The sequence below is a fragment of the Bacillus amyloliquefaciens DSM 7 = ATCC 23350 genome, from assembly GCF_000196735.1.
Lineage (GTDB): Bacteria > Bacillota > Bacilli > Bacillales > Bacillaceae > Bacillus > Bacillus amyloliquefaciens.
In genome coordinates, this window is the sequence record NC_014551.1 from 513647 (window position 1) to 536340 (window position 22694).

At 46.3% G+C, this 22694-nt stretch carries 23 protein-coding genes and 1 pseudogene; 9 read left to right on the forward strand and 15 right to left on the reverse strand.

The genetic code is table 11. The features are described from left to right. Positions 1 to 97 precede the first annotated feature (97 nt). Positions 98 to 1387 (forward strand): Na+/H+ antiporter NhaC family protein, encoded by a 1290-nt coding sequence (locus tag BAMF_RS22850; protein ID WP_013351131.1) that lies wholly within the window; start codon positions 98 to 100, stop codon positions 1385 to 1387. Positions 1388 to 1416: 29 nt separating this feature from the next. Here the strand turns inward: BAMF_RS22850 and pdxR (BAMF_RS22855) are convergent, their stop codons facing one another. Then, positions 1417 to 2799, reverse strand: a complete 1383-nt coding sequence (pdxR, locus tag BAMF_RS22855; protein WP_013351132.1) for a MocR-like pyridoxine biosynthesis transcription factor PdxR — start codon at positions 2797 to 2799, stop codon at positions 1417 to 1419. A gap of 118 nt (positions 2800 to 2917) precedes the next feature. On the opposite strand from pdxR (BAMF_RS22855), the gene BAMF_RS22860 reads away from it, so the two are divergent. Next, on the forward strand, positions 2918 to 3538 hold the full coding sequence (locus tag BAMF_RS22860; RefSeq protein WP_013351133.1) for an FMN-binding negative transcriptional regulator: 621 nt from the start codon (positions 2918 to 2920) through the stop codon (positions 3536 to 3538). A gap of 173 nt (positions 3539 to 3711) precedes the next feature. On the opposite strand, the gene BAMF_RS22865 is transcribed toward BAMF_RS22860, so the two are convergent. Then, positions 3712 to 4902 (reverse strand): MFS transporter, encoded by a 1191-nt coding sequence (locus BAMF_RS22865; protein ID WP_013351134.1) that lies wholly within the window; start codon positions 4900 to 4902, stop codon positions 3712 to 3714. A 239-nt stretch (positions 4903 to 5141) separates the two neighbouring features. Here BAMF_RS22865 and BAMF_RS22870 point away from each other — a divergent pair, with 239 nt between their 5' ends. After that, positions 5142 to 5720 carry a TetR/AcrR family transcriptional regulator gene (locus tag BAMF_RS22870; RefSeq protein WP_088030671.1) on the forward strand — a complete coding sequence of 193 codons (579 nt, stop codon included), beginning with the start codon at positions 5142 to 5144 and terminating at the stop codon, positions 5718 to 5720. A 51-nt stretch (positions 5721 to 5771) separates the two neighbouring features. Here the strand turns inward: BAMF_RS22870 and BAMF_RS22875 are convergent, their stop codons facing one another. Continuing rightward, a complete protein-coding gene (locus tag BAMF_RS22875) occupies positions 5772 to 6656 on the reverse strand; it encodes a DMT family transporter (protein WP_013351136.1) in 885 nt (294 codons plus the stop codon). Between the two features lie 147 nt (positions 6657 to 6803). Between BAMF_RS22875 and pdxR (BAMF_RS22880) the strand changes: the two genes are divergently transcribed. After that, on the forward strand, positions 6804 to 8195 hold the full coding sequence (pdxR, locus tag BAMF_RS22880) for a MocR-like pyridoxine biosynthesis transcription factor PdxR (protein WP_013351137.1): 1392 nt from the start codon (positions 6804 to 6806) through the stop codon (positions 8193 to 8195). Positions 8196 to 8251: 56 nt separating this feature from the next. Here the strand turns inward: pdxR (BAMF_RS22880) and BAMF_RS22885 are convergent, their stop codons facing one another. From BAMF_RS22885 to BAMF_RS22905, 5 genes are read right to left on the reverse strand one after another with little or no spacing between them, the layout of a single operon-like run. Further along, positions 8252 to 8551, reverse strand: coding sequence for a spore coat protein (locus BAMF_RS22885; RefSeq protein ID WP_013351138.1), 300 nt, complete (start codon positions 8549 to 8551; stop codon positions 8252 to 8254). A 15-nt stretch (positions 8552 to 8566) separates the two neighbouring features. Then, positions 8567 to 8764, reverse strand: coding sequence for a hypothetical protein (locus BAMF_RS22890; protein WP_013351139.1), 198 nt, complete (start codon positions 8762 to 8764; stop codon positions 8567 to 8569). A gap of 19 nt (positions 8765 to 8783) precedes the next feature. After that, positions 8784 to 9920, reverse strand: coding sequence for a zinc-dependent alcohol dehydrogenase (locus BAMF_RS22895; RefSeq protein WP_013351140.1), 1137 nt, complete (start codon positions 9918 to 9920; stop codon positions 8784 to 8786). An 18-nt stretch (positions 9921 to 9938) separates the two neighbouring features. Continuing rightward, positions 9939 to 10307, reverse strand: a complete 369-nt coding sequence (locus tag BAMF_RS22900; RefSeq protein ID WP_003156070.1) for a spore coat protein — start codon at positions 10305 to 10307, stop codon at positions 9939 to 9941. Between the two features lie 17 nt (positions 10308 to 10324). After that, the gene (locus BAMF_RS22905) at positions 10325 to 10570 is read right to left on the reverse strand and encodes a hypothetical protein (RefSeq protein WP_013351141.1); all 246 of its coding nucleotides are present in this window, start codon (positions 10568 to 10570) and stop codon (positions 10325 to 10327) included. A 113-nt stretch (positions 10571 to 10683) separates the two neighbouring features. Here BAMF_RS22905 and BAMF_RS22910 point away from each other — a divergent pair. Next, positions 10684 to 11016: pseudogene (locus tag BAMF_RS22910) on the forward strand (MMPL family transporter); the annotation flags it as partial. Between the two features lie 40 nt (positions 11017 to 11056). Here BAMF_RS22910 and BAMF_RS22915 read toward each other — a convergent pair. The 4 genes from BAMF_RS22915 to BAMF_RS22930 form a co-directional block, all read right to left on the reverse strand. After that, positions 11057 to 11779: a gamma-glutamyl-gamma-aminobutyrate hydrolase family protein gene (locus BAMF_RS22915; RefSeq protein ID WP_013351143.1), complete on the reverse strand. Its 723-nt coding sequence runs from the start codon at positions 11777 to 11779 to the stop codon at positions 11057 to 11059. Positions 11780 to 11905: 126 nt separating this feature from the next. Beyond that, a complete protein-coding gene (gene abc-f, locus BAMF_RS22920) occupies positions 11906 to 13537 on the reverse strand; it encodes a ribosomal protection-like ABC-F family protein (RefSeq protein ID WP_013351144.1) in 1632 nt (543 codons plus the stop codon). A 275-nt stretch (positions 13538 to 13812) separates the two neighbouring features. Continuing rightward, positions 13813 to 14340, reverse strand: a complete 528-nt coding sequence (locus BAMF_RS22925; RefSeq protein WP_013351145.1) for a GNAT family N-acetyltransferase — start codon at positions 14338 to 14340, stop codon at positions 13813 to 13815. A 115-nt stretch (positions 14341 to 14455) separates the two neighbouring features. Continuing rightward, complete coding sequence (locus BAMF_RS22930; RefSeq protein WP_013351146.1) at positions 14456 to 15313, reverse strand: YitT family protein; 858 nt, start codon at positions 15311 to 15313, stop codon at positions 14456 to 14458. A 281-nt stretch (positions 15314 to 15594) separates the two neighbouring features. Here BAMF_RS22930 and BAMF_RS22935 point away from each other — a divergent pair, with 281 nt between their 5' ends. After that, positions 15595 to 16728, forward strand: a complete 1134-nt coding sequence (locus BAMF_RS22935; protein WP_014469823.1) for a glycerol dehydrogenase — start codon at positions 15595 to 15597, stop codon at positions 16726 to 16728. A gap of 155 nt (positions 16729 to 16883) precedes the next feature. Further along, positions 16884 to 18095 (forward strand): Bcr/CflA family efflux MFS transporter, encoded by a 1212-nt coding sequence (locus BAMF_RS22940; RefSeq protein ID WP_013351148.1) that lies wholly within the window; start codon positions 16884 to 16886, stop codon positions 18093 to 18095. A gap of 27 nt (positions 18096 to 18122) precedes the next feature. On the opposite strand, the gene fabF is transcribed toward BAMF_RS22940, so the two are convergent. Next, positions 18123 to 19358, reverse strand: coding sequence for a beta-ketoacyl-ACP synthase II (gene fabF / locus BAMF_RS22945; RefSeq protein ID WP_013351149.1), 1236 nt, complete (start codon positions 19356 to 19358; stop codon positions 18123 to 18125). Positions 19359 to 19466: 108 nt separating this feature from the next. Here fabF and BAMF_RS22950 point away from each other — a divergent pair, with 108 nt between their 5' ends. Next, the gene (locus BAMF_RS22950; RefSeq protein WP_013351150.1) at positions 19467 to 20306 is read left to right on the forward strand and encodes a helix-turn-helix transcriptional regulator; all 840 of its coding nucleotides are present in this window, start codon (positions 19467 to 19469) and stop codon (positions 20304 to 20306) included. A gap of 41 nt (positions 20307 to 20347) precedes the next feature. Here the strand turns inward: BAMF_RS22950 and BAMF_RS22955 are convergent, their stop codons facing one another. After that, positions 20348 to 21091 carry a sulfite exporter TauE/SafE family protein gene (locus BAMF_RS22955; protein WP_014469825.1) on the reverse strand — a complete coding sequence of 248 codons (744 nt, stop codon included), beginning with the start codon at positions 21089 to 21091 and terminating at the stop codon, positions 20348 to 20350. Between the two features lie 160 nt (positions 21092 to 21251). Then, complete coding sequence (locus tag BAMF_RS22960; protein ID WP_013351152.1) at positions 21252 to 21710, reverse strand: GNAT family N-acetyltransferase; 459 nt, start codon at positions 21708 to 21710, stop codon at positions 21252 to 21254. 153 nt (positions 21711 to 21863) lie between these two features. Between BAMF_RS22960 and BAMF_RS22965 the strand changes: the two genes are divergently transcribed. Next, positions 21864 to 22685 carry a MerR family transcriptional regulator gene (locus BAMF_RS22965; protein WP_013351153.1) on the forward strand — a complete coding sequence of 274 codons (822 nt, stop codon included), beginning with the start codon at positions 21864 to 21866 and terminating at the stop codon, positions 22683 to 22685. The last annotated feature ends 9 nt before the right edge of the window (positions 22686 to 22694 follow it).

The window sequence follows — 22694 nt, forward strand, 5'->3', positions numbered from 1 at the left end:
TTTCAGCTTGACTTTTTCACTGCAGACTTTTAAAGTGTGAAATGTTGCTTAGACTGTGATTAGCGACTTTAATGCTGAAAAGAGGTGGTTTACCCAGATGAACAATAATAAGAACCCTTGGGCTTTATTGCCATTAGTTTTATTCGTAGGGCTTTTTGTCGGCTCTGGTCTGGTGACCGGAGATTTTTATAAATTGCCGATCTTGATTGCCGCGATCATTGCATCAGCTTTTGCGCTGTTATTTAACCGCAAGAAATCGCTCAATCAAAAAATAGAATGGTTTGCTTCCGGTGCGGGACATCCTGATATTATCATTATGGTGATGATTTTTATATTGGCAGGTGCCTTTGCTTCAGCGGCTGAAGCGATGGGTGCGGTGCATTCAACTGTCAATCTTGCTTTGAGCATTATTCCGCAGCAGTTTTTGCTGCCGGGGCTGTTCATCATTTCTTGTTTCATTTCTATATCGATGGGAACATCAATGGGAACGATTGCGGCGGTTGCCCCGATCAGCGCCGGTTTGAGCGGAGAGCTAGGCATCCCAGGCGCGATTACGATGGCGGCCGTCGTCGGCGGAGCTATGTTTGGAGATAATCTATCCTTTATTTCCGATACGACCATTGCGTCAGTCCGGACGCAAAAAACACAAATGAGAGATAAATTTAAAACGAACTTTCTGATTGTTTTGCCCGCTGCCATTGTCACTGTTATTATCCTATTTTTTATTCCGGCAGGCCACGCAGGCCATGCGGGCGCTGAATCTTACAGCTGGATCAAAGTGCTTCCTTATGTCGCCGTGTTAGTCTTTGCGTTAATCGGTTTTAACGTAATGGCTGTCATATTCGGCGGATTGGTTTTAACGGGAATCATCGGATTAGCGGGCGGCAGCCTGACGTTTGCATCTTATTTTAAGGCGATTACGGATGGAATTGCCGGAATGTCCGACCTTATCATCCTGTCCATGCTGATCGGCGGAATGGTCGGCGTTATGAAACAAAACGGCGGGATCGACTTTTTACTGGAGTTCATTACGAAACGAATCCGTTCGAAAAAAGGCGCTGAAGCCGGCATTGCCGGTCTGGTCAGCGTGACGAATCTGGCTGCGGCCAATAATACGATCTCGATTATCGCAGCCGGGCCGATTGCAAAGAATATCGCTGATGAATTTAAGATCGACAACAGAAAATCGGCAAGTATTCTGGATATCTTTTCGTGCATGGTACAAGGGCTCATTCCTTACGGCGCGCAGCTGTTATCGGCCGGGAAATTCGGGAATATTTCACCCGTCAGCATCCTGCCGTACTCTTTCTATCCCGTTCTCATCGGAATCTGCGGCATTATCGCCATTATGTTTGGCTTGCCGAAGTTTACAAGAAATACGAAATAAAAAAGGCGTCGAATGGCGCCTTTTTTATTTCATGTCAGCCAGGCATGTTTCAAAAGCTGAATGCCCTGCGCGATCTGATCAGTATCAAGATGGGCGAACCCTAACTTTATGATCGGCGGTTCAGGCTTTCCGGAAACGAAATAGATGGCGGTAGGGTATACCTTCACCCCGTACTGAAAAGCGCGCTCGATTAATGTTTCTTCTGAATAGTTCAGGTGAACTCTCACCAATATATACAACCCCGACTGCTCGCCGATGATCGTCACATGATCGCCGAACTGCTGCTTGATATGTGAAATCAAATGCTGCATTTTGCGCTTGTAGACAGTGCGCATGCGTTTAATATGGCGGGTCCACTCACCAGCCTTCATCAATTCAGCCATGGCCAGCTGGTTAAGCGAAGAAGCGGTGCTTTCAAAATAAAGAAACCGTTTTTTATACCGGTGTAAAATGCGCTGCGGCAAAACCATATAGCTAATGCGGATGCCCGGAAGAAAGGATTTTGAGAAATTCCCTAAGTAAATCACGCGGTCTGATTGAATGGAGGCAAGAGCGGGAAACGGCTGCTGCGTATAACGGTATTCACTGTCATAATCATCTTCAAGAATATATCCTTCTCTTTTATTCACCCAATTGATCAGTGTCTGGCGCTGCTGAATGGACATGCTTACGCCGTAAGGGCTGTGATGGGAAGGGGTCACATAGATTAATTTTTCTTTCATTGCATGTAATTGAGAAAAATCTGCTCCGTTTTCATAGACAGGCATCGTTTCAAGTGACAGCCCATGAAATTGAAATGCCTCTCTGGCACCGTCAAACCCCGGGTTTTCAACGATAATTCCGGAAAAATCTTCTTTCAGAATCCGGCTGAGATAAATCAGCATTTGCTGTGTGCTGCTGCCGATGATAATGGAATCCGCATCTGTTTTCACCCCGCGGGATTCCAAGAGATAAGCGGCAATTTGTTCACGCAGGCCCAACTCGCCGAATGGGTCACCGTACAGGAAGCTTTTCTTTGATGTCAAAACGTGATTGTATAATTTTCTCCATGTTTTCAGAGGGAAATGCTTTTGATCGACGGCTCCGGCGCGAAAATCAACCGAGACCGGCTGCGGCGATTCTGTTTTCTCAGCTTGAACAATATCATTTTCTTTTTGAAATAAAGAGGGTTCTATTTCGTTTGCAAAATATCCTTTGCGCGTTTCGCCGCGAATGTATCCCTCCGCTAAAAGGAGATCATAGGCCATCAGCGTTGTATTGCGGCTTACCAGCAGGGAATCCGCCAGCTCCCGAATGGATGGCAGCCGCTCATTTGTCTGGATATTTCCCTGTTCAATCAATGTCTTAAATTGCTCGTAAATTTGTTTATATTTCGGGGCGTCGCTTCTGAAAGCGAAAATTATATTTTTCATCAGATGTTCTCCTCTGACATGTATATTTATCTGAATCTGTACCTTTTTAAATGTCAGTCGATACCTTATTATAGCGGAAAGCGCTTTATTAAATCCATGTTCAGAGAGGAGAATGTTTATGTATATCCCCGCTCCATTTCAGCTTAGTGAAGCTGATGCGAGTAATGTCATCAAAGAGTATGGTTTCGCAACATTGTTTTCAACGGCAGGGGGCATGCCATACGCAACCCACCTGCCATTGATGATGAGCAAGGATAACCATTACTTGTACGGTCATTTTGCACTGCCGAACCCGCAATGGAAAGAGATTGAAGGCCAAAGCGTGTTAGCCGTTTTTCAAGGGCCTCATTGTTATATCTCGCCCAAATGGTATGAGACGAATCAGGATGTTCCTACATGGAATTACGTGGCGGTTTATGTTTACGGAGAGGCGGAGCTTTTAGATAATGAAGAAACCGTGCATTCGATGAGTGATCTCGTATTGAAATACGAAAGCCCCGACAGCCCGTATAAATTAGAGGATATCGATGCGAAATTGCTGGCAGGCTTGAACAAAGGGGTAAAAGGCTTTAAAATCAAAATCAGCAAAATAGAGGGGAAAGCAAAGCTGAGCCAAAATCAATCAGCCGCAAGACAAGAGCTGGTCGTACAACAGCTCAAACAGATTCCTCATACAAATGAACAGCTCATTTCCGGTCTGATGGAAGAAAACATCAAACGGATTGCTGAAAAAAACTGAAACGAAACACAAAAACATACCGGCAGAATGCGGTATGTTTTTTCTGGTTATCAAGCTTTTCTCGGGATGAATAACGATTCAAACAGGAACCGCATGAAGCAAAATTTTTCATGAAGAATACACCAAAAATAAGCTGTCAGCTTGGTCCCTGACGGCTTATTCTTGGCGAAAGACTATTTCTCGGTGGCGAAATAAAGCAAAGCGATGACCGGAAAAGTGATTCCGATCCATAATGTGATACTCCACCCGCCTGAAGCGTATGCCCATCCGCCGATTGATGATCCTATAGCGCCGCCCAGAAAGAAAATTGCCATAAATAATCCGTTTAATCGACTGCGGACTTCAGGCCCCAACGAAAAAATTGAACGTTGACTGAGTACGAGATTGGCTGATACACCCACATCTAACAGAATAGCTGCCGCCACTAGAACTGCTATTCCGACGGGGGAGCTGCTCTGAATCATGAGCGGCAGTAATAAAGAAACGATGACAGCACCGAGAGCGATTCCGGTGGCAAGCCGGGTCAAGCCGCGATCAGCCAGACGGCCGCCTATCGGTGCAGCGGCTGCACCCGCAATGCCCGCTAATGCATATAGCGCTATTGCCTTCTGAGAAAAATGAAAAGCAGGACCGGACAATAATAAAGGTACAGTCGTCCAGAACAAACTGAAAGCTCCAAATACAAACGCATGATAAATGGCACGGCGGCGTAAGACCGGAGTCGTGCGCAGCAGCTTCCACATTGAACCGAGTAAGACGTTATAGTTTGTGTTTGCTGTTGGTTTTCTGGCAGGAAGCACTTTTGATAACACGATTGCCAAAACAACACTTAACGCGGCGGATAAAGCAAATATTGCATTCCACCCCCAAATATCCGCGACCAGACTGGATATCGGACGGGACAGCATAATACCGAGCAGCAGGCCGCTCATCACATTGCCGACAACCCGGCCGCGTGCAGCGTCTGGTGCAAGATATGATGCAAACGGAACAAGCACTTGGGCTGCGATCGATCCCAATCCGATGAAAAACGCAGCGGCTAAAAACAGTGTTCCATGCTTCACAAATGCTGTCAGTGTCAAAGCGGCTGCGCTTAGAAGGAGCGATACAACGACAAGTTTTTTATTTTCGATAATATCTCCCAAAGGGACGAGAAACAGTAATCCGGCAACGTATCCAATTTGGGTTAGTGTGACAATCAATCCAGCACTGCTGGGTGAAAGCCCAATTGCCGCACTAATGGATCCTGCCAAGGGCTGCGCATAATAAAGATTAGCGACAATGATACCGCATGCAGTCGCGAGAAGAAGGGTTAAACCAGATGAAATCCTCTGATCTGCTGTTTGTTTGTTTTCTTTAGCCATAAAAATGAACTCCTTTTTAAGTGGTTTTTATGATACTTGATAAATGATTTGCTGATTCATCTCCTTTACGCGTTTCATTAAGACTTCCTCAGGTTATTTTATAAACTAAACGTTTAGTTTTAATTATAAGCAAATGATATACTGAACGTTCAGTTTTGTAAATAGGTTTCTGTTTTATTTTTTTAATCATGTTACGTATACTGAACGTATCGTTTATATTTGGGGAAGGAATGATTTATGTGCAGAGTAAACGAGGGCGGCCGCGCGATGAAGGAACACATAAGGCGATTCTTTCTGCAGCCTATGACCTATTATTGGAAAAAGGCTTTGACGCGGTGACCGTCGATAAAATTGCAGAGCGTGCAAAAGTGAGTAAGGCGACGATTTATAAATGGTGGTCAAACAAGGCTGCCGTTATCATGGACAGCTTTCTTTCGACCGCTACGGACAGACTGCCTGTGCCCGATACAGGGTCAACAGTGCAAGATATATTGACCCACGCCACGAATTTAGCAAGGTTTTTGACAAGCCGGGAAGGAACCGTTATTAAGGAATTAATAGGTGCGGGACAGCTGGATGCAAAATTGGCGGAAGAATATCGCACGAGATTTTTCCAGCCCCGCCGCCTCCAAGCGAAAGGCCTTCTGGAAAAGGGAATTCAGCAAGGTGAATTAAGAGAGAATCTTGATATTGAAGTAAGCATCGATCTCATTTACGGACCGATTTTCTACCGTCTGCTGATAACAGGTGATGAGGTGAATGATTCCTATGTGCATGATTTGGTGATGAATGCGTTTAAGGGAGTTCAAGCTACTTGAATAATCGCTTGGTGCCTATGGGGCAGAAAATAATAAAAAGGCCGAACAAGTTCATTGTTCGGCTTTTTCTGATTTATTTGCAAACCGCCGGGCGGCTGCCACGCAAGCGATAACGCCGACATTCACCGCTGCAAGTCCCCATCCTACTTTTTCGTGCAGAATCATAGCGGCCAGTAACAGTCCGAAGAAAGGCTGCAGCAGCTGCAGCTGTCCGACCGCCGCGATACCGCCTTGGGCGAGTCCCCGATACCAGAATACGAACCCGATCAGCATGCTGAATAAGGACACATATGCAAGACTTAGCAGTGCAGGCGCGCCGATGTTTGACCATGAGTGCGGAATAAAGCAGACAGACAGTATGAACATAAGGGGAAGCGATAAAACGAGTGCCCAAGAGATCACCTGCCAGTTGCCCAGCCGCCGGGAGAGACGGGCGCCTTCGGCATAACCGAGACCGCATACGATAATCGAAGCGATCATGTACGTATCACCGAGAGGAGAGGATTCTCCTCCTTGAAGCAGAGCATAACCGGCTACGAGGATGCTGCCGGCAGCCGAGAAAATCCAAAAGACCGGACTGGGCCGTTCGCCTCCGCGCAGTACGCCGAAGATCGCCGTCGCAAGCGGGAGAAGCCCAATGTAGACAATGGCATGTGCGGAAGTGACATACTGAAGCGCTAAGGCTGTAAGCAGCGGGAAACCGATTACGACTCCGACCGCTACTGTTAGTAGTGAGATGATGTCGCTTTTGGCCGGGCGTTTCTCCTTAAAGATGAGGAGCAGAGCGCCTGCCAATATACCGGCTATCGCGGCGCGGCATACAGTGAGAAATACCGGATCAAAGTCCGCTACAGCCAAGCGGGTCGCAGGAAGCGAACCGCTGAAAATAAGCACGCCGATAAATCCGTTGATCCAGCCGTTTGCGGCTTTGTTCATTTTCAATCACTCCAACATAAAATTTGCTTTATCCGGTTTGTGTTTCTAAATCGATTTTCAAAGTTTATAATGACTATAAACTGAAATTGGCCTTATACAAATGGCCAGTTTTTATAAAAAGAAGAATGCCAGTTTGGGGGAGGCAGAATGGATATTACGCCATTTTTAAATAGAGATCTGAATATTCCGCTTTATCAGCAGCTTTATCGGCATTTTAAGGAGAATATGCATCAGGGCCGTATTCCTAAAGGACTGAAGCTTCCTTCAAAAAGGCTTTTGTCGAGTCAGCTTTCTGTCAGTCAGACAACTGTAGAACGGGCCTATGATCAGCTTGCCGCCGAAGGCTATATTGTCAGTAAGCCGAGAAGCGGATGGTTTGCCGATTATGATTCAGAAGCTGTCTATGTGAAGAAGAAGCCGGGCGCTTCACCCGTTCAAAGAAAGACGGAGGAAGTTCCGCAATGGATTGATTTCCATTACGGCGCTGTGGATGCCGTGCATTTTCCTTTTTCGGCATGGCGCAAAAGCATGGTCACAAGCTTGGATCAATATGGGCATGAGCTGTATCGGCCCGGGGATGATTTGGGCGAGGCTGAGCTGAGAACGATCATTTCAGAGTATTTATATCAATCGCGCGGCGTGAATTGCCTTCCTGAACAAGTCATAGTAGGCGCCGGAAACCCTATTCTTCTGCAAATGCTGTGCAACGTATTTGAATCGAATGTTTCCATCGGGTATGAAGATCCGGGTTACCCGAGAGCGAGGGAGATTTTTGAAGCCAATCATATGAATATCACACCGATACCCGTTGATGAGGAAGGGGTCTGTATTCGGAAGCTGCAGGAAGAGCGGCCGCGTCTAGTGTATGTCACGCCTTCTCATCAATTTACGTTAGGGACGATTATGCCGGTAAACAGAAGGATTCAGCTGCTGAAATGGGCGGCGGAACACCAGGCGTTTATTATAGAAGACGATTATGACGGTGAATTCAGATACACCGGCCGGCCGATCCCTTCATTGCAAGGGCTTGATCAGCATCACCGTGTCATTTATATGGGGACGTTTTCTCAATCCCTGCTTCCCTCGCTGCGCATCAGCTATATGATTCTTCCTTTGCCGCTTATCGAAAAAGGCAGGGAAATCGCTTCTTTATATAAACAGACCGTCTCCTGCCACAGTCAGCTGACGCTGGCCCAATTTATCAAAAGCGGAGAGTGGCAGAAACATATCAACAGAATGAGAAAGCTGTACCGGAAAAAAAGAGCGGTATTATTAGAGGCCGTGCGGCGCGAGCTGGGACAATACGTAAGGATTCGCGGAGAAAATTCCGGGCTGCGGATTTTACTGGACGTTCAGCTGCCTTTCAGTGAAAAAGAGCTGATTGAAAAAGCAAATGAACAAGGGGTCGTCATCTATCCCGTGTCTCATACCTATCAAAAACAGCTCCCTGCGAAAACAGTTTCCCTCGGGTTCGCGGGAGTTTCTGAAACGGATATACAAAACGGCATAAAAAAACTGAGAGCCGCCTGGGCGCTGTAAAAAAAGATTGCTGAGGACAGCGGCATTCATGCTGAACTGTCCTCAGCAGCAAACGTTTATAGAACGGGCAGGCGGAGCACAGTATCAATATTTTGTAAATTGAGCTGGATTTGTTCGTTTGTGTTCCACGGATGATACCACCCTTTTTCCATCATATAGGTTGAGATTTGCTCGTGCATGTCAAGGGCTTCTTCTAAGTGCCGGGTGAGGATCGCTTTCACTTCCGGCGTTCCTGCTTCCGTCGCCGCCATCGCATAGTTTCTGACTCCGCTTTTTGCCGAATTCAATAAATCCATTGCGACAATTTGGTCTGTCAGTGCATCCATTCCCGTCAGGTATTCAATAATCGGATTCATTCGTCATTCATCTCCTCATTCATGCTGTTGATCAGATAAAATCGAGGCAAATTCCTGCAATTGCCTAGTAGATGTATCCACATCCTGCTGCATGATTTCTTTCAGATGCGGATCGGATACCAGCGCTTTCATGGTTTTGGATTTCGTCAGACAAAGTGATTTAAAAGACGTCATCTCCTGAATTTCGAGTAATTCATGTAAGGCGCGGGCCATTTTCTGTAGCCTCCGTTCTCTAAGGTTTGAGTACAACTTTTATGCAATCATCTGTTTTCGTGTCAAACATCTCATAGCCGTGTTTCGCTTCGCTGAGCGGAATGACGTGGCTTACAACATCGCCCGGATCAATTTTTCCGGTTGATACCAATTCAAACATATACGGCATATAGTGGATGACCGGAGCTTGTCCTGAGCGGATATTGACGTTCCGCTGCATGATATCGCCAAGGGGAAAACCGTTATATCTGCCGCCGTACACGCCCGTAATCTGAATCGTTCCTCCTTTTCGCACCGCTTGGGAGGCAATGACCAAAGCGCTCATAGCCCCGCCATGAAGCTTTAATCCGCTTGCGAGGAACTCCATGTCTGTCATTTTTCCGTCCATGCCGACGGCGTCAATGACAACATCCGCGCCGCCTTTGGTGATTTCTTTCAGGTAGCTTCCCGTATTTTCGTGGTCTTCGAAGTTAACGATTTCCACTTTATTCGTCCGTTTGGCATGCTGGAGACGGTAGTTGACATAGTCTACAGCGATTACGCGTTTAGCTCCTTTTAACCAGCAGAATTTTTGAGCGAACAGGCCCACTGGCCCGCAGCCGAGAACGATAACTGTATCGCCTTCTTTTACGCCGGCATTGTCAACGCTCCAAAAGCCGGTTGTCATCGCATCGGCAATCACACTCAATTTCTCATCAGGTTCTTCACACGTTTCGGGGACTTTAAAATGGGTAAAGTTCGCAAAAGGGACGCGTAAATATTCCGCCTGGCCGCCCGGATAGCCGCCGGTACTCCCTGAATAGCCGAAATAAGCGCCCATATCGCCGTTATCATTTGATTGATCACACTGGCTTTCCAGGTGATTTTTGCAATAAGTGCATTCTCCGCAGGCGATATTAAAAGGTATAATGACACGGTCGCCTTTTTTGACTTTCGTCACGCCGGGGGCGACTTCTTCCACGATGCCCATCGGTTCATGCCCGATGATGTAGTCTTCCTGCAAGTTCGGGATGAGTCCGTGGATTAAATGTAAATCTGAGCCGCAAATTGCCGTACTTGTGACTTTTATAATCATGTCATCATGTTTTTCAATTTTCGGATCAGGCACGTCTTTGACTACAACGTTTTTAACTCCTTGATACGTTACGGCCTTCATGCTGTAATACCTCCAGTATTAGTGTTCATCAGGTGTACGGTCAAACATTCCTTTTCTGTTTGTTTCAACGGGAAACAGGTTCATGTTTCCGACCATGAGGGTATTTTTCGCTGAAAGCTGATCCAATTTATACTGTTCGCTCAGATCATGCGGGTGAAACCACTTTTTGCTGACCATCAAGTCTGTAATCTCCTGGTGCATCGCGATTCCTTGCATGAGCTGTTTGCGCAGCAAAGCCCTTACATCAGGTGAAGCGGTTTCCGTTAAAGCGACGGCGGTATTTCTGACGCCTTCTTTGGCGCGTATGAGAAAATCCATTGCGAATGTCATATCTGCGAGTTCAGGGACATGTAATGAATTGATTGGATCTAAATGGTCATGATTCAATGGTGCTTACCTTCCTTTCAGTTGATGATCGGTGTCGGCCGGTTTTGAGGAACAGGAGCCTGAAAAGGTGCACGTTCATAAACCGTCTGCAGATCAGCCAGATCTTGAGAGGCCTGCTGAACATCTTTTTCCATTAACGTTTTCAGATCCTGATCAAACACAAGCCCTTGCATGAGCTTGGATTTCGCTACACAAAGCGTCTTGAAGTTAATTATTTCATGTAAGTCGAGCGACTCATGAGCCGCTAATTCACGCTTATCCATAATCGTCTGTAGCCTCCTTTTCTAGAAATACGCAGTTAATTTTCCCTGAGAAAAGGGATCTAGTCTTACAAATTTTGTTTATCAGGATCGAAAAGTGCCGCGCATCCCGGAAAAAGGCAAAAAATCCGGTACAAGCCATTCATGCCGGATTAAAACATAACGGACCTGTCGTGACAGCGGCGGGGCTGATTATGATTTTCGTCTTCGCAGGATTTATCTTTGCGGGGGAAGCTACGATCAAATCCATGGGATTGGCAATGGCATTCGGTGTTCTTTTCGATGCGTTCATTGTAAGAATGACCATCATTCCGAGCGTCATGAAGCTGATGGGACATGCCGCTTGGTATTTGCCGAAGCGGCTGGATAAAATTATCCCAAACGTTGATATAGAAGGCCATAAACTGACACAAGGCAAAATGCCGGAGAAACCGAAAGAACAGAATTGAATATAAAATAAAAAAGCAGATCATCGTGATCTGCTTTTTTTTATGTGCCGACTGCATCCATAAACAGAGAAAAAAGCTTTTTCATGTCTTCATGTTTCTTTGTCAGCATTTCAGGATGCCATTGCACGCCGACGACAAATAACTCACCCGTCCGTTCAATCGCTTCAATGACTCCGTCTTTCGCATAAGCCGCGGCCTTAAACGTTGAAGCTGTCTCTTTTATGATCTGGTGATGGAATGAATTCACACGCGCTGAATCGCCAAACAAGGAATGAAGACGGGTCCCTTTTTCGAAAGAAACATGATGGGTTTTTAACGGAGGATCTTTTTCTTGATCATGCTTGATCTCAGCAAACGAAGCGTGTGACAGGTCCTGATATAAAGTGCCCCCGAAAGTGACATTTAACATATGCATCCCGCGGCAGATCGCCAGAATCGGCTTCTCCATAGCAATCGCCGTTTGAATGAGCTCCTTCTCATAGGCGTCCCGATCAGGAAAGGTCTTTCTCAAAGCCTGTAAAGGTTCCTCGCCGTAAAGCAGCGGGTCTATATCCTGGCCGCCGGACAGAATGATGCCGTCAACCTGAGAGACCTGTTCCTTTAAAAGCTCCGTCTCTTGAATCACCGGCAAAATAAACGGCACGCCGCCGGCTTCGGCAGCAGACTGAATATAATCATTATTGACATACGCCCGATTATAACCCGGGAAAGGACCGGATTGATCAGCCATGATGTTTCCCGTAATTCCAATTCGTTTGGCCATTCTTCGCCCTCCTGAACCATGCTCATAATAATCTGAATGTAGGTTGTACAAATCAGTTTGAAATTATTCTTTTCTATACGTAAACTTTCCAAAAAAAAACCCGTGAGAATCACGGGTTTTTTGTACTCATTTCAATTTCTTGATCTCTTCCGTCAGCTCTTTGAATTTTTGATCAAGCTCAGAATATTGTTTATCAGCCGGAGTCATGAAGCTGAGCTTTCCAAGCACTTCCTGCCGTTCGGTTTCGAGCTTTAATCGTAATTCTTCAATATCATCTCTGGCGGCGGGGGATTCTTTCCATTGTTTTCGGACGCTGCCGTTTGAGATATCAAGCCGGATGTCCGTTGTTTTTTCGAGAAAGTAACGATCGTGCGATACGATGATGAGCGTTCCGTCGTATTGAGCCAATGTGTCTTCAAGCTGCTCGCGTGACGGCAGGTCAAGGTGGTTGGTCGGCTCATCGAGAATCAGCACATCTTTTTCCTCCAGAATAAATGCCATCAGCTTGCATTTGACCCGCTCTCCCATGCTCATCTTGCCGATAGGCTCCGTCCATTGCGCTGCGGTAAATCCTAAATGCTTCATGAGGGCTTGCACATTTCCCCTTGCTTCGAACGTTTCTTTGTAAAAAAGCTGTTCGGGGGTTTTGTCAAGCGGAAGGTCAAATACTTCCTGCGTTAAATACCCGACATTTGCAGACGGAGACATCCATATGCTGCCGCCCTGAGCTTTTTCCTGACCGAGGATGACCTTCAATAATGTTGTTTTCCCGCTGCCGTTCGGGCCTGTAATGGCAATCTTTTCACCGTGCAAAACAGTGAAATTCACATTTTTGAACAGCGTTCGGCCGTCATACGATTTTGTGACATCACTTACTTCTAAAAAACGCTTTCCCGCTTTTTTGCGGTGTTCAATGGAAAAGCGGACTTCATACTCAGCCTCAACCGGTTCTGCTTTCGCTTTTTCAAGCTCTTTTTCAAGACGCTTCTGCTTTGATTTAATCTGCGCGTCCGTACGTTTTGCTTTTACGCGGTGGTATTCTTTAAAGCCTTCTATTTTCGTTGATTGGGCGTGGGCTTTTTTTGACCAGGCGTTCAGCTCGTTCATTTGAGCTTCAATCCGTGCGATCATATTCTGCTGATTCTCATAATTCCGCTGCTGTGTCAGTCTTCTCTGTTTGCGGACTTCCATATAGCTTGAATAATTCCCTTTATGCTCAATGAGTTTCTTTCCTTCGATGGCCCAGATTTTTGTCGCCGCTGCATCCAAAAAAGCACGGTCGTGGGAAACCAAAATAATGGTGCCTTTATAGTTCTTGATCTGATTTTGCAGGATTTCTAAACTGTGCTGATCAAGGTGATTCGTCGGCTCATCTAATAACAAAAGGCCGCTTGAGGAGGAGAACCCTTTGGCAAGACGGGCTTTCAGTTTTTCTCCGCCGCTTAATTGGGAAAAGGCTCGGGCGGGCACGTTCCATTTTTCTAATAATGCTGCCTCCGCAGGCTCCGGCAGGCCGGAATCATAAGCTTCCGTTTCTTGTTCGACCATATAGATGTTCACATCTTGCATCATCTGGATCTGTCCTTGTGACGGTGCTGTTTGATTGCAGATCAATTGCAGCAATAAAGATTTGCCGGCGCCGTTTTTGCCGATGACACCGATAATCTCTCCCTGCTGAACACTCGCGCTGATCTGTTCAAAAAGGGGAACACTGTTGATTTCATAACTGATTCCGGTTAATTTTAATATTTCTTTCATATGTCAATCCCTCGCTTTAAGGGAGGACAAAAAAATCCTCCCAATTGATTTGGAAGGATTAGCCGTACCTGTGCATGATCAAATAAGCTATTTTTACATAGCTTTTGTATCGTATAGAAAATGGGCAGACTAATCCTATTTTTTCTGATTTGAAATATTTGATTTCAAACGGTCAAAATAAGATTAGTTAATCATTGTCCACCCATCGTCCCTTCGTATTTGTTACAAACAGTGTAGCACACACTTACCTGTAAAAGCAAAAGGTATAAGCCTTTTTATTCCAGGTTTGAGGCTTCCCACTCTTCTTCTAAAACGGCATAATAATATTCATCCCACCAGTCATTATCATGGGGGATGCATTTTTTGAAAAAGCCTTCCCGCCGCATTCCGATCTTTTCCATCACCCGATGCGAGGCAGTGTTTTCCGGTTGGCATGTCGCAATGATCCGGTGTAATTTCATCGTTTTAAACCCGAATCCCAGCAAGGCGCTTGCAGCCTCTGAAGCATATCCTTTGCCCTGATAATCAGGGTGAAACACCCATCCGATTTCATACGTATGGTCACCAAAATACTTAAAAAAAGCAATGTGGCCAATGACCGTTTTTTCATCCTTCAATACAACAGGGAACATCTCGGCATGTTCACCGCTGTTATCAATAACGAATTTCTTGGCATCTTCTTCGGTAAAGACACCCTCCGGTATATACTTCATGACATTCAGATTTGAGGTGTACTCATAGACATCTTTCCAATCTTCCGGTTCAAATGTCCGGATCACGAGCCTGTCGGTTTTGATATTCATATTATGTTCTCCCATCAAAAAAGATTTCATTTATTACTTCAATCAAAAAGTGTAAAAACCTTTGAGAGGGGAAGGGACGAATATAAAAAAGCCTGCAGATATACACTGCAGGCGGTTATTTCTCATTCGCGGCGGCGGGCAGGTTTGTAAAGCCGAATTGCCCTCCGACAGCTTCTTTTACTTCATGAATAACGATAAATGATTTCGGATCAATTTTTTGAACATGTTTTTTGATTTTCAGTAATTCGTTCTTTTTAATGACGACATATATAATGCGCTTGTCTTTGCTGCCGTAATACCCGTATCCGTAAAAAATCGTTGCCGCGTTGCCGTATACGGAGGTGATCGCTTTGGCGATTTCTTCGTATTGGTCAGACATAATGGTGAGGGCTTTTTTATTATGGAAACCCTCAATGACAATATCGACGATTTTGGCGCACAGATAAACGAATATAAACGTATACAGCGTATGATTGATGCCGATCGCTAAAACGGATGCGACAATAATGACACAATCCATATAAAACATGCTTTTGGAGATGTTAAAACCCTTTGTGTAATTTAATAAATACGCTAAAAGCGTGGTCCCGCCGGTAGATCCGTCAGCGATAAAGATTAAAGCCAGCCCCGCTCCCATCAGCAGAGCGCCGAACACGATCCCGAGCACCATGTCATGAACCCCGAACGGAATAAAGCTGACGATGCTGAGAAAAACAGAAGTCATCCCCGTACCGAGTATCGTGTATAAAATCGTTTTTTTCGTTAGAAATTTATAAGCCAGTCCGATAAAAATCAAATTTACAACCAGTGTTGTAATACTCGCAGGTATACGGAAAAGATAATATAAAACAAGAGCGATTCCCACGGTGCTGCCGTCCCCTAAGTGATTCGGGATGACGAAAAATTCCACGGACGCCGCGATAAGAAAGGCCCCGGCCATAATCATCAGTATATCCTTGCAAATGTTCTTCATGTGTAGACCTCCTTTGCAGTCAAAAATATATAAAAAACAAAAACGCCTCAAAAATTATCCAGCAGAACTAAATAATTTTTAAGACGAATCATTCACAATCTCGTTTGTTCATTCAGTAAAGAATGATCAGCTTCAATATCGAAGATTATATAGACACCTTCACATCTTGTCAATGCTGTGAAAATTGATTTTTCTATTATGTAAATGAGGTTTGAATCAAATAAAAAAGAGGAATTATATCAGAAGAGTTTTCATTTCTGCTCTATCATTAAGAGAAATGTATGGAAGACATCAAAGAAGGGATGATGACATTGGAACGAATTTTTATCAGTCCGGCCAAATATGTGCAAGGAAAAAACGCAATTGAAACAATCGGCGGACATCTGGAGGGCGTTGGTGAAAAAGCCGTCGTCATTGCCGACAAAACCGTATGGGATATCGCTGGTCACAAAGTGACGGCTGAATTAAAGAAAAGCAATATCTCCTCTGAAGAGGCGGTTTTCAACGGAGAAGCTTCCCAGGAAGAAATGAAAAGAATTGCGGGCATTGCAGAAAAAGCGGGTGCGTCCATTGTGATCGGAGTCGGCGGCGGTAAAACGCTTGATACGGCCAAAGCCGTATCAGATGAAATAAACGGCTACACGGTTATCGTGCCGACGGCCGCTTCAACGGATGCTCCGACAAGCGGACTGTCTGTCGTTTATTCAGAACAAGGCGCGTTTGAAAACTATCGTTTCTACCATAAGAATCCTGACCTGGTTCTGGTCGATACGAAAATCGTCGCGGAAGCCCCGCCGCGTTTTTTAGCATCAGGTATTGCCGATGCGATGGCGACGTGGGTAGAGGCGCGCAGTGTCATCGCCAATGGCGGTAAAACGATGGCGGGCGGAATTCCTACAATCGCAGGAGAAGCCATCGCGGAAAAATGTGAAGAAGTACTATTCAAATATGGCCATCTCGCCTATGAATCCGTAAAAGCGAAAGTCGTCACTCCTCCATTGGAAGCGGTGGTTGAAGCCAATACACTTCTGAGCGGACTGGGATTTGAAAGCGGCGGCTTGGCTGCGGCGCATGCCATTCACAACGGCTTCACCGCGCTTGAAGGTGAGATCCATCACTTGACTCACGGTGAAAAAGTGGCATTCGGCACGCTCGTTCAACTGGCGCTGGAAAAACGTTCGCTTGAAGAAATTGAGCGGTATATCGCGTTTTATATCAGCTTGGGGCTGCCTGTCACACTTGAAGACATCAAATTGAAAGACGCATCTAAAGAGGACATTATGAAAGTGGCAGAAGCCGCAACCATTGAAGAAGAAACGATACATGCCGCTTTTGATGTCACGGCTGATGACGTGGCAGATGCCATTATAGCGGCCGACCAATACGCAAAAGCGTTTAAAGAAAAGCATGCGTAAAACGTTTCACCGCAAGATCGGAGACCAAGGGCTGTTATGGCCCTTGGTTTTTTTATGTCTTCCTGCCGCCCTTGAAAACTTTAAAAAATAAAGAAAAAATTATGATACAATATACAAATGTTTTGAGAGATTGACAAAGGAAAGGTGGGAACGATATGCTGCATAATCCGACCGGCAAGGAGCGGCTTGCGCTGGCTTTTCTTCTCGGCATGCTTGCGATACTGGGGCCTCTGAATATAGATATGTATCTGCCGAGTTTCCCTGAAATCGCCGAAGATTTAAGCGCCCGCGCTTCGCTTGTCCAGCTCAGTTTAACCGCATGTCTGATCGGCTTGACAATCGGACAGGTTGTTGTCGGCCCGTTAAGTGACGCGCAGGGAAGAAGAAAACCGTTATTACTATGTATTTTTTTATTTGCCTTGTTTTCTCTGTTTTGCGCGCTTGCGCCGAACATTACAACATTAGTGATTGCCCGTTTTCTTCAAGGGTTCACCGCTTCGGCAGGACTCGTTCTGTCCCGTGCGATCGTCAGAGATGTCTTTACGGGGAGAGAGCTTTCTAAATTTTTCTCGCTGTTAATGGTCATTACCGCCGTCGCGCCGATGGTGGCGCCAATGACGGGAGGCGCGATTTTACTGCTCCCGTTTGCATCATGGCATACGATTTTTCTCTTTTTAACCGTTATCGGGTTTTTGCTTGTTCTCATCATTGCGCTCAAGCTGAAAGAAACCCTGCCGCCGGAAAAGCGTATCCCGAGCTCTATCGGAAATTCCGTGCGGACAATGGGAAGCCTGCTGAAAGATCGGTCATTTATCGGCTATGCGTTGACGGTCGGTTTTATCCACGGCGGGAGCTTTGCGTATGTCTCGGGGACGCCTTTTGTGTATCAGGATATTTACGGAGTATCGCCTCAGGTCTTTAGTGTTTTATTCGGCATAAACGGGCTGGCGATCATTACAGGAAGCTTTATCATCGGGCGTTTCGGCGGAATCATTCATGAAAAAAGCCTGCTGAGGATTGGTGTCATTACAGCGATGACGGCGACAGCCGTTCTGCTTGTCATGACGATCATTCACGGGCCGCTGGCGGCACTGGTGATTTCCATTTTTATTTATATGATTACGATCGGCATGACGCTGACAAGCACCTTTACACTGGCGATGGAAAAGCAGGGACACCGCGCGGGAAGCGCAAGCGCACTGCTCGGCATGCTTCCGCTTCTTCTCGGTTCCATCGTGTCGCCGCTTGTGGGAATGAATGAAGCGACGGCCGTGCCGATGGGGCTGATCATGTTTGCGACATCCGTTATCGGTTCCATCGCTTTTTTCACCTTAACAACAAAACAGGAGAAAGCAAAAAAGGAGTGAAATGATTCACTCCTTTTTTTATGCCCGCTATTCATATTTCTTCAGGATGATCGCTGAGTTATGTCCGCCAAAGCCGAATGAATTGGAGAGGCCGATTGTTAAAGATTGCTGACGCGGACCGTCTGATACATAGTCCAAATCACACGCCGAATCAGGGGTTTGCAGATTGATCGTCGGCGGGATGATGCCGTGTCTCAAGCTTTCTGTCAGAGCGATGGCTTCAACTCCGCCTGCCGCGCCAAGCATATGGCCGAGCATTGACTTGTTTGCCGTGACCGGAATGTCATAGGCAAGCTCCCCGAATAATTTCTTGATTGCCAATGTTTCAGAAAGATCTCCGGCTTTAGTGCTTGTCGCATGGGCGCTTACGACATCAATGTCTTCCGCTGAAACCTTCGCCTTTTTCAAAGCGTTTTTCATCGCCAAGTATGCGCCCGTTCCTTCAGGATGGGTGGCTACCATGTGATACGCGTCCGAGCTTGCGCCGTAGCCGAGCACCTCACAGAGGATCGGAGCATTTCGGCTGATTGCGTTATCCAATGATTCTAATACTACAATACTCGCGCCTTCACTCATGACAAAACCATCGCGATCCGCGTCAAACGGCCGGCTTGCCGCGGCGGGGTCTTCATTTCTCGCTGACAGCGCGTGGGCATTGCCGAAGCTGGCTAATGACAGGTTTGTAATCGCCGCCTCCGCACCCCCTGCAAACATGATATCTGCGTCATCATTCCGAATGGCGTTAAATGCTTCCCCGATCGACGTATTGCCGATAGAACACGCGGTGACGGGAGAAAGTGAGGGACCGAGCGCGCCTAATCTGATACTGATTTGAGCGGCGGCCGCATTTGAAATCATCATAGGGACAAGGCTCGGGCTCACTTTTCGCGCTCCCCGTTCGTTTAACGTACGGACATTGTCAATCAAGGTCGTGATGCCGCCGATTCCGGAGCCGACGTACACGCCGAGGCGTTCACGGTCAATTTGCTCGAGCTGAATCCCGGAGCTTTCCAGCGCCTGTTCCGCTGCGGCTAAAGCAAACTGGCTGAAACGGTCAAGCTTTCTCGCTTCTTTTCTGCCCCATCTTTCTTCTGCGTCGAAATCGCGGACGGTGCCGGCTATTTTTGTCTTGGAGCCGGAGACATCAAACGAATCTATGATAGAGATTCCTGATTTTCCTTCCGTCAGGTGTTTCCAAAATGTATGCACATCATTGCCGAGAGGTGAAATCACTCCCATTCCGGTGATCACAACTCTTTTCATGGTCATTCCTCCTTCGGTATGTATTTATTGTAACTCGCAATTATCCTATTACAAGTTGTTGATTATCCTAGTATAATAAGTACCAGGGTAAGAAAGGAGAGGGTCAGAATGATACCAGAAGCAAGATTGCAGGCTCTTTCTGAGTTTTTAAAAACGCAGCGGGCCAAAATTTCTCCGCAGATGGCCGGGCTGCCAATGGGCACACGGAGAAGAACGCCGGGCCTCAGAAGAGAAGAAGTCGCGCAATTAGCCGGCGTAAGCACCACGTGGTATACGTGGCTGGAGCAGGGCAGAGACATTAAAGTGTCAGCAGCCGTATTGGACGCCGTTTCCGATGCGCTTCAGCTGAATAAAGATGAGAGAAATTATTTGTACGCGCTTGCCATTGATGAGGGCGTGAAGCAGCCGTTTACAGCGGAGGAAGAAGCGGTCATCAGCCCGTCCCTTTCAAAAATCCTCCAGGAGCTCCGTTATTGTCCCACCATTATCTCGGACAGGCGGTGCCATATCGTAGGGTGGAACCAGGCGGCGGCTCACGTGTTTTTGGATTTTGAACAAATTCCTCCTGAAAAGCGGAATCTCATAGAGCTATTGTTTTCCAGAAAAGAATTAAGAAGTCTAGCCGTGAACTGGGAGCATTTTGTGAAAGGGTTCATCGCCATTTTCAGAACGTATTACGGCCAGTATGTCGCGGATACGTGGTATTCTCAGTTTATAGAAGAAATGGAGCAGACATATTCAGAGTTTCATACGCTGTGGAATGAGAGCGAAGTCAGCTCGGCTCCCGAAGTATTAATTGAGTTCCGCCACGCGAAGGCGGGAAAAATGGTTTTTAACCTGACTTCCTTTCAGGTTCAGGGCAACAGTGACCTGCGCTGCAGCGTGTATACGCCGGTAGATCACACCGAAACGGAGGCAAAGCTGAAAAAGCTCTGCGAAAACCGGTAAAGAACAGAAAAAAACGGGAGGCGGCTGCCTTCCGTTTCAGTTTAAAATAAAAGCATCAGACCGGCGATGGCCGGTGTTAAAAAGATGGCTGATTTCAGAATGACTTTCGGCACGAGATTGGTGAATTTCGCTCCGACATACGCGCCGCACATCGTTCCGATCAGCACTTTGACCAACAGCATATAATCGACAAATCCTTCCGTCACATAACCGAGTCCTCCGCCGACTGCAAGCGGGATAATGACAAGCATGGTGGTGCCGACCGACTGGCGGATGGATAAGCGCAAAAGAATCATTAAGCCGATTTGGATGAAGGGGGCAGAACCGATGCCGAACGTTCCGGACAAGATCCCTGCGATGATACCGAGCACAACGGCTTTCACCCATATGTTCAGGTTGCTTTGCCGTCCGGAGTCTTCTTGTGTTTCTTTTAAAATAAATAACCGGACCAAAATAAGCAGAGCAGATAAAAACAGCATGCCCGCCGTCAAGTAATGCAGCAAATCTGCGGGAATAAGAGAAGTAAGTCTGGCTCCGAAAAACGAACCGAATGCCGCAAAAACGCCGACGATGAGACCGATTTTCATCTGAATATTGCCTTCACGGTAGTGGCTGAAAGCCCCCGATAAACTTGTGAAAGCCATTCCGGCAAGGGAAGTGCCCAAAGCCGTATGAATTGGTACGTGAAAAAGTATGGTTAAAAGCGCAATGACAAAACCGGCTCCCCCCGCGCCGATAAACCCGAGAATAATCCCGAGAAGAAACATAACGAGTATAATAAGCACAATCTTCTCCTCCATTTAGATGCCTGATCACAATATTCCGATCCGCTGTATCAGGTTTTAACAATCGACATTGGTCGTCCGTCGACCGTCGTTCAATACTTTTATGTTACCTCAAATTTAAGGTATTGGCAAGAAGACGAATGGCTTTTATACAGAGAGTCTACAGCTCTTTGACCATCACTTTTTCCCCGTTGAAGTCCAGCTCTCCATTGAATATAAAGCTGAATCTTTGATAAAGGCGCAATGCGTGCACGTTATCTTCAAACAGACTTAAATAAATCCGTCTGCAATCATATAATCGAGCGAGGTGCCGGATAAGGGCATCAAGCATCAGTTTGCCCAAACCGCGTCCCTGATATCGTTCATCAATGAAAAAACGGTCAAGCCACACTCTGCCGTTTTGGTTTTCCTCATCATATTCCGGAAACCATCCGTACATGGCAAAGCCGACCAATTCTCCGTTAAAATAAAGGCCGGCCGGCTGATAATGCCGGCAATCCTCAGCATCTTGTAAACACTTTTCCACGGTTTCAATAAATGAAGTCTGGCTTTCGCTTACATGAAGCGCCAGTATATCAGCACGGTTTTCTTCCGTGACTGCTTTGATTTCAATAGTCATACTTAATACTCCTCTTCCGCTTTTTCTGAGACGGTTAAAAGCTTCGATTGCCGTAAGCGTCCGTCCATAGGTAAGCTGATTTGTGAGTCAGCCTTCTCTCAGATACAATGAACATCATAAAGGATATGGTTACCGTATAGTCAAGGAGGTATTATGAGCGAAGACGTCAGAAAATACTTTACAACGGGTGAATTTGCAAAACTCTGCCACGTAAAAAAACAAACCCTGTTCCATTATGACGAGATCGGCCTGCTCTCTCCGGAAATCAAAAAAGCGAACGGATACAGATATTATTCCTATCATCAATTCGAGCTGTTTCAGGTCATCAGTCTGTTTAAGGAGGTCGGCATACCCTTAAAGCGTATCAAACCGCTCTTAACAGACAAAACCCCCGAGGATATCATCGCGCTTTTAAAGGAGAAATCCTCAGAAATCGAAAGCAAAATCAAAAAGCTCGAACACCTGCAAAGGATGATTCAGACAAAGGTGAAACTGACCGAACAGGCCTTGGAGACGGACTTTTCCTCCGTCTCTCTGCAGCACTCAGATGAAGAACCGCTTATGATCGGGCGTCCTGTACTCAATTTGCCTGAACGGCAATACACCGCCGCTCTTTCCGAATTGATCCGCTATAGGCAAATCCATGAACTCGATCAGGGGCACCCGGTCGGCGGCCTGTTTGCGCGGGAGCAGATTCTGAAGAAAGAATTCTACAACTACACTCATTTTTATATCAAGACAGAAGAAGGCATAGTGAATAAAGACCTCCATATCAAGCCGAAAGGGCTTTATGCGGTCGGGTATCAAATAGGAGATGAAGCGGAAGCGGCTTACCGCAGAATCATGCAGTTCATTGAAGAGTATGGGCTGGAAATGGGGGATTATGCATATGAAGAATACATGCTCGATGAAGTTGTGGCGGATGGGTTTGACAATCAAATCACAAGAATTCAGCTGCAAGTCCGCGGCACATAAAGCTGATCA